Here is a 6,540-nt window from a genome sequence, read left to right on the forward strand (position 1 = left end):
AGAGGTTTTTACCTCTTTTTTTTTACTGCTCTGAAGGATAAACTGTGGTTTTTTCTTGACTAAACTCATATATATAATAGATTAAGTTCTATCAAGATGATGAGATATAAAATACACAAAGGATATTGACTAAGATGAATACACCGCTGATTTCCGTTATTGTACCAGTTTATAATGTTGAAGGATATATAGAACAATGTATTCGCTCTATTCAAAGTCAGACTTATAAAAATTTAGAAGTCATAATAGTAGACGATGGTAGTCCTGATAACAGTATTGTAAAAGCTAAGTCGCTTACAGATGGAGATCCACGTTTTATCTATATCCAACAAGAAAATGGTGGCCTATCGGCAGCTCGTAATACAGGTTTAGAACATGCAACAGGAGAGTATATAACCTTTATTGACTCTGATGATTTTTTATTTGAAGCATCTATTGAGATGATGTATCATGGATTGAAATTGTCTCATGCTGAAATAAGCATAGGAGCTTTCTGTAGATTTGACGATGTGAACTTTATCTTCTACGATTATGGGCCATTTAAGTTTGAGTTGCTATCTCCAGAAGAACTATTAGAACGTCAGGATAATCAAGATTTAGCGCTTCGATTGATATTTTGGACAGCTTGGGGAAAATTATATAAAAAAGAACTTTTTGCAGATATTCGTTTCCCTGTTGGTCAATGTTATGAGGATGCGGCAATTTCATGGAAATTGTTTATGAAAGCACAGCATGCTTGTTATTTAAATCAGCCTTTGTATGTTTATCGTTCCAACCCATCAAGTATTTCACAGAACTTTAAACTGGAGCATAATGTTCATTTAGAGTTTCTAAAAGAACGGATAGTTAAGATGAATGAGATAGGATACCCTATTCAAAAATCTATTTCACTTTACCTTCATCATTTAAGAAACCATATTCAACTTTGCCTAGATATTGGTGAAATGACGGAAGTCGCTAGTCTAGAAAATGAATTGGAACGCATAGAGAGTGGGCATCTGGATTTTTTAACCAGTGATGAATGAGAATTTTTGTGACAGTAGCATAGAAGGAGTATCGAGACACTTCCGCTATGCTACTATTATTTTTGAACCCTCCTTTAAAAAGTAGTATAATATATCAAAAGAGCATTAGGGGTGCTGTCATGGACAAATTGGTTTTTAAAAGCTTAGCTGACTTGGGAATGGACTACACCATTGTAGAGCATCCACCAGCTCGGACAACTGAGGAAGCAGACCGTTACATTGAAGGGTTAGAAGGAGTACGGACCAAGTCCATGTTTCTGACCAATAAGAAAAAGACTGCATTTTATTTACTGATCATGGATGACCAGAAGCAGCTGGATATGGACCAGTTTCGTGATTTGGTGGGAGCCAACCGGATTCGGATGGCTTCGAGTGATAGCTTGATGGAAAAAATGCACTTACCTGCGGGTGTGGTATCTGTTTTTGGCTTGTTACATAATGTTGATAAGGATATTCAAGTCTTTTTTGATAAAGAAATCCTTTCTGAACCCATTCTAACCTTCCACCCCAATGTTAATACGAAAACGATTTTTGTAAAGACAGAGGATGTTTTGCGTTTTGTAGAAGAGATTGGCTTTTCAGCAACGATTGTTGACTTGGGGTAACAAAGATGAGAAAATGTTTAGCTATTTGTAGTCTGTTGTGTTGTCTCTTTTTTGTAGGATGTCGGACAGGAGCAGCTTATCAGGCAGAGATTGAACCGATGGAACAATCAGAATTGTATACGGAAAAAGAGATTGAGGCGGCTATTCTTGTAGTTCAAGATTACTTTGATCACCATTTTAACAGTTGTAAATTGCTGACTATCGGTTACAGTGGTGATAATGAAAAGGAATTTGATGAGTGGGCGGAGCACTATGGTGCAGAGGAAGCTATTATCCTAACTTCGTCTTTTAAGGTAGCAGCTGAGGGGGCAGAGCCCACCTTAGAGCCTAATAGTACTCATACGGATTGGAAATGGATTTTAGTGCGTAATCTTGGAGGTAAGTGGGAACATAAGGGACATGGTTACTAATGTATATGTAGAACTTCGTTGATTTTCAGCGGAGTTTTTTGTAAATTTTCTTGAAAAAATGTATAATAGAAGCGATAGCTATTTAGGTATTTCTATTTAAAAGTTGCGTTGATGGTTGAATATAATTTTGAACCAAGGTGTGTCTTTTGCAAATAGAGCTCCGACATAGCAGACTGTAATTCGACTTGGGCATCCCAAGGACCGTTGGTAAGAAAAATAAAATGGACACCTGTGGGATGTCCAAAAAGGAGAAAAAATGAGTAGCATAAAAATCATGGCTCTCGGAGGTGTACGTGAAAATGGAAAAAACCTGTACATTGCCGAAGTGAATGAACATATTTTTGTTTTGGATGCAGGGGCAAAGTATCCTGAGAATGAACAGTTAGGTGTGGATGTAGTCGTCCCAAATTTCGATTATTTGGAAGAAAATAAGCACCGTGTAGCGGGGGTTTTCTTATCTCACGGACATGCAGATGCTATCGGAGCGCTTCCTTATCTCTTGGAGAAAGTGAAAGTGCCAGTATTTGGTTCGCACTTGACGATCGAATTGGCTAAGCTACTTGTCAAGGGGAATAATGCTACTAAGAAATTTAATGATTTCCATGTTATCAATGCTGAAACTGAAATTGATTTCGGGGATTCAGTGGTATCTTTCTTTCAGACGACCCACTCTATTCCAGAGAGTTTAGGAATTGTCGTTAAGACGGATGAAGGAAATATTGTCTACACAGGTGACTTTAAGTTTGACCAGGCGGCAGATAAGTTTTATCGTACGGATTTTGGGCGATTGGCTGAAATCGGTAACGAAGGTGTGTTGGCCCTCTTGTCAGACTCAGCAAATGCAGATAGCAATGTTCAAGTAGCGAGCATGCATGAGGCTGGGGAGGAAATTCTCAATACGATTGCTGACTGTGACGGGCGTGTTATTGTTGCAGCAGTTGCCAGCAATATTGTACGTATTCAACAGATTTTTGATGCGGCAGAAGCAACTGGTCGTCGTGTCGTGTTGACAGGACATGATGTAGAAAATATTGTCCGAACAGCGATTCAATTGAAAAAACTTCGTTTGGTCAGCGAACGCTTGTTGGTAAAACCAAAGGATATGAACAAGTATGAAGACCATGAATTGATTATTCTAGAAACTGGTCGTATGGGCGAGCCGTTAAATGGATTGCGTAAAATGTCTATCGGTAGACATCGCTACGTTGAAATCAAAGAAGGTGATCTAGTTTATATTGTTACCACTCCAAGTATTTCAAAAGAAGCGGTTGTTGCTCGTGTGGAGAATTTGATTTACAAGGCTGGTGGAACGGTCAAATCCATTACAAAAAAACTGCGTGTATCTGGTCACGGCAATGCGCGTGATTTGCAGCTCATGCTCAACATCATGAAGCCTAAATATCTTTTCCCAGTTCAAGGGGAGTATCGTCAATTGGATGCTCACGCTAAGGCTGCGCTTGAAATCGGTATGTATCCAGAAAACATTATCATCGTTAAGCGTGGGGATGTCATGGCTTTTGAAGAGGGGGATTTTGTCCATAGCGGAGCGGTTCCTGCTGGTGATGTCATGATTGACGGAAATGCCATGGGCGATGTTGGAAATATCGTCCTTCGTGACCGTAAGATCCTCTCAGAAGACGGTATCTTTATCGTGGCTATCACTGTCAACCGCCGTGAGAAGAAAATCATTTCCAAGGCCAAGGTCAATACCCGTGGTTTTGTCTACGTGAAAAAGAGCAAGGACATCTTGCGTGAGGCATCAGAATTGGTGAATACAACGGTGGAAAATTACTTTACAAAGGATAGCTTTGACTGGGCAGAGCTTAAGAGTGCTGTTCGCGATGATTTAGCAAAATTCCTCTTTGACCAAACTAAACGTCGCCCAGCTATTTTACCGGTAATTATGGAAGTGAAATAGAGTTTTATAAATGCAAAGAGCCGAGGGCAACTCAGGCTCTTTACCATAAGGAGAAGATTTATGGCAATAATGAAAATTGAATACCACTCAGAAGCTCTAGATATGTCTAGACAGGTTACGGTTTTATATCCAGATCGCAATCGTGTGGAAAATCCTGATGACAACGATATTCCTGTCCTATATCTTTTGCACGGTATGGGAGGAAATCAGGATTCCTGGCTGAATCGTTCTACAGTGGAACGGTTGGTTCGTTATACCAATCTTATCGTGGTTATGGTCAATACAGATAAAGGTTGGTATACCAATACCACTTACGGTATGAATTACTTCGATGCTATTGCAGTAGAGTTGCCTCAAATTCTCAAACGATTTTTCCCAAATATGTCTGACAAGCGGGAGAAGAATTTTATCGCTGGTTTGTCTATGGGTGGTTATGGGACCTTCAAGATTGCCATGATGACCAATCGTTTTTCACACGCAGCTTCGCTTTCAGGCGCATTGTATTTTGATTTTGATAATCCAGCGACAGCAGAATTGGGAAGTCTTTCGTATTGGCGAGGAGTATTTGGTGATATTTCTGATAAACAGAATCCAAATAATTTGTTAGAAATTGCTAAACAATCCGATAAAAAGACCAAATTTTATGCCTGGTGTGGTGAGGAAGATTTTCTCTTTGAAGGGCATCAAAAGGCAGTTGGGGAGTTGAAAGAGCTGGGATTTGATATAGAGGCGAGTTTCGGACCTGGTAAACATGAGTGGTACTACTGGAATCAGCAGATTGAGAAAGTATTGGCTTGGTTGCCAATTGATTTCAAATTGGAAGAAAGACTGTCCTAGTTTTTAAGAAAAGTTTCAGAAATTATGACTATACTAAAACCTATTTCTAGAAAGAGGTATAGTCTATGAAACTTATTGGAAATATTCTGCGGTGGATTTGGCGGACATTTTGGGGTCTGATTTGGTTATCAATGGTGTTATTGGCTTGTGGTCTAGGTCTATTATTCTATTTTCAACAGGAAGCAGCGCCTCATATGCTACAAACTTTGGCTCAGGAAGTACAATTGATGGTTAAAGGTCAATCCGAGGTCAGTATTGAAGAGGGTGTTGATACCATTAAACACCTGACGACTGATACGGTCAATACAACTGATCATGGTCGATGGGAAAGCAATACTGCGACTGTTTACATTGAAACCCAGAATCCAACATTTGTAGCTGCCTATGAAACAGCCATTGCAAATTGGAATGCGACAGGGGCCTTCACTTTTGTGATGACAAGTGATCCAAATCAGGCTGATATTATTGCTACTGAGATGAATGATGGAAATACCCAGGCAGCAGGTGAGGCCAATTCAACGACTAATTTATTGACGAATTATTATAGCTCGGTAACGGTGCGTCTGAATAGTTTTTATTTATTAAACGACCAATATGGTTATGATATGGATAGAATTATCCATACAGCTGAGCATGAATTGGGCCATGCTATTGGCCTAGATCATGAAGATAGTCAGACCTCTGTTATGGAATCGGCAGGTTCTAATCATGGTATCCAGCAAGCAGATATTGATGCGGTCCTTGCCTTGTATTCAGAATAGAAGGGAAAATATGTTTCGAACAATTACAAACACAATAAAACGTTATCCTGAGCAAGCTCTACTCTTTCTCTATAATGCTGGGATTTTTGCATGGATGCAGTCTACCAGTCATTCGATTATGGAACAAATCGGTATAGATAGCAGCTGGTTTGATAAAATCCCTGAACCTATCAAGGCCTGGACAGGTGCCAGTCTAGAGAGTATGCAAACCTTACTCAATTCTTCCGCTTGGGGATGGCTGATTGTATCTATGATATTGATGTTGGTCATCCGCTTTGTTAAGGGCTTGATCAAGTTTGTCATCATGCTGATTATTATCGGTGGTGGTCTTTATCTACTCTGGCAGAATAAGGAATTGCTTAGCGGATTGAAGGTATAAAAATCGCAAAAGAAAAAATAAGCTGAGCAAGCCATCTTAGATGTCTGCTCAGCTTTTTTGACTTATAATATTCTTCGAAAATCAAACTCAGCCGTTGTTGACTTGATTTGATGAGTGAAAGGGGAGCGGGAAAGAAGTCGACCAAGATAAAAAGAGTTCGTCAACAAGTCTTTATTTCTAGTTGTTGCGCTGAGATGTTGACACGAACCCTGAGAAGCGAGGTTGGTCTTTCTGCCCAGCCTCTGGAAATAATGCTTACAAATAGGTCTTACTTAACAACTACTTGAAGTTTTTAGAGGTGCCCGGCACGCCAAACGCATGAAGAAAAATTCGTTTTCAGATAACGTTTTTTCATAAAAAAAGTTATATTTTCATCGTGAAATTTTGTTATAATGTAGGTGAAAACGAGGATAAATCAAGGTAATCATGAAAATATCGTGAAAATATTTTTGAAAAATGCAAGTAGCTAGAAAACAGTTACATGCATTTTTTCATGCGTACGGCGTGGGTGCCTGGATAAACCATTTGAGAAATGAAAGCAAATATGATATAATAAACAGATAGTTTATCATACCACACACACACACATATATATATATATATAA

General features: G+C 39.1%; 7 protein-coding genes. All 7 read left to right on the forward strand.

Going from position 1 to position 6,540, the window contains the following annotated elements:
- The first annotated feature begins 134 nt into the window (after positions 1-134).
- A complete protein-coding gene (locus tag F9856_RS11495; protein ID WP_202106683.1) occupies positions 135-1,025 on the forward strand; it encodes a glycosyltransferase family 2 protein in 891 nt (296 codons plus the stop codon).
- A 119-nt stretch (positions 1,026-1,144) separates the two neighbouring features.
- A complete protein-coding gene (locus F9856_RS11500; protein WP_105128640.1) occupies positions 1,145-1,630 on the forward strand; it encodes a prolyl-tRNA synthetase associated domain-containing protein in 486 nt (161 codons plus the stop codon).
- 5 nt (positions 1,631-1,635) lie between these two features.
- Positions 1,636-2,040, forward strand: a complete 405-nt coding sequence (locus tag F9856_RS11505; RefSeq protein WP_202106684.1) for a hypothetical protein — start codon at positions 1,636-1,638, stop codon at positions 2,038-2,040.
- Positions 2,041-2,296: 256 nt separating this feature from the next.
- Entirely contained in the window at positions 2,297-3,958 is a 1,662-nt protein-coding gene (locus F9856_RS11510; protein WP_024380602.1) for a ribonuclease J, read from the forward strand.
- Between the two features lie 60 nt (positions 3,959-4,018).
- Complete coding sequence (locus tag F9856_RS11515; protein ID WP_202106685.1) at positions 4,019-4,795, forward strand: alpha/beta hydrolase; 777 nt, start codon at positions 4,019-4,021, stop codon at positions 4,793-4,795.
- A gap of 65 nt (positions 4,796-4,860) precedes the next feature.
- Entirely contained in the window at positions 4,861-5,556 is a 696-nt protein-coding gene (locus tag F9856_RS11520) for a M57 family metalloprotease (protein WP_202106686.1), read from the forward strand.
- A gap of 10 nt (positions 5,557-5,566) precedes the next feature.
- Positions 5,567-5,935, forward strand: a complete 369-nt coding sequence (locus F9856_RS11525) for a hypothetical protein (RefSeq protein ID WP_024376367.1) — start codon at positions 5,567-5,569, stop codon at positions 5,933-5,935.
- The last annotated feature ends 605 nt before the right edge of the window (positions 5,936-6,540 follow it).

This window comes from Streptococcus suis (assembly GCF_016743335.1).
Taxonomy (GTDB): domain Bacteria; phylum Bacillota; class Bacilli; order Lactobacillales; family Streptococcaceae; genus Streptococcus; species Streptococcus suis_Y.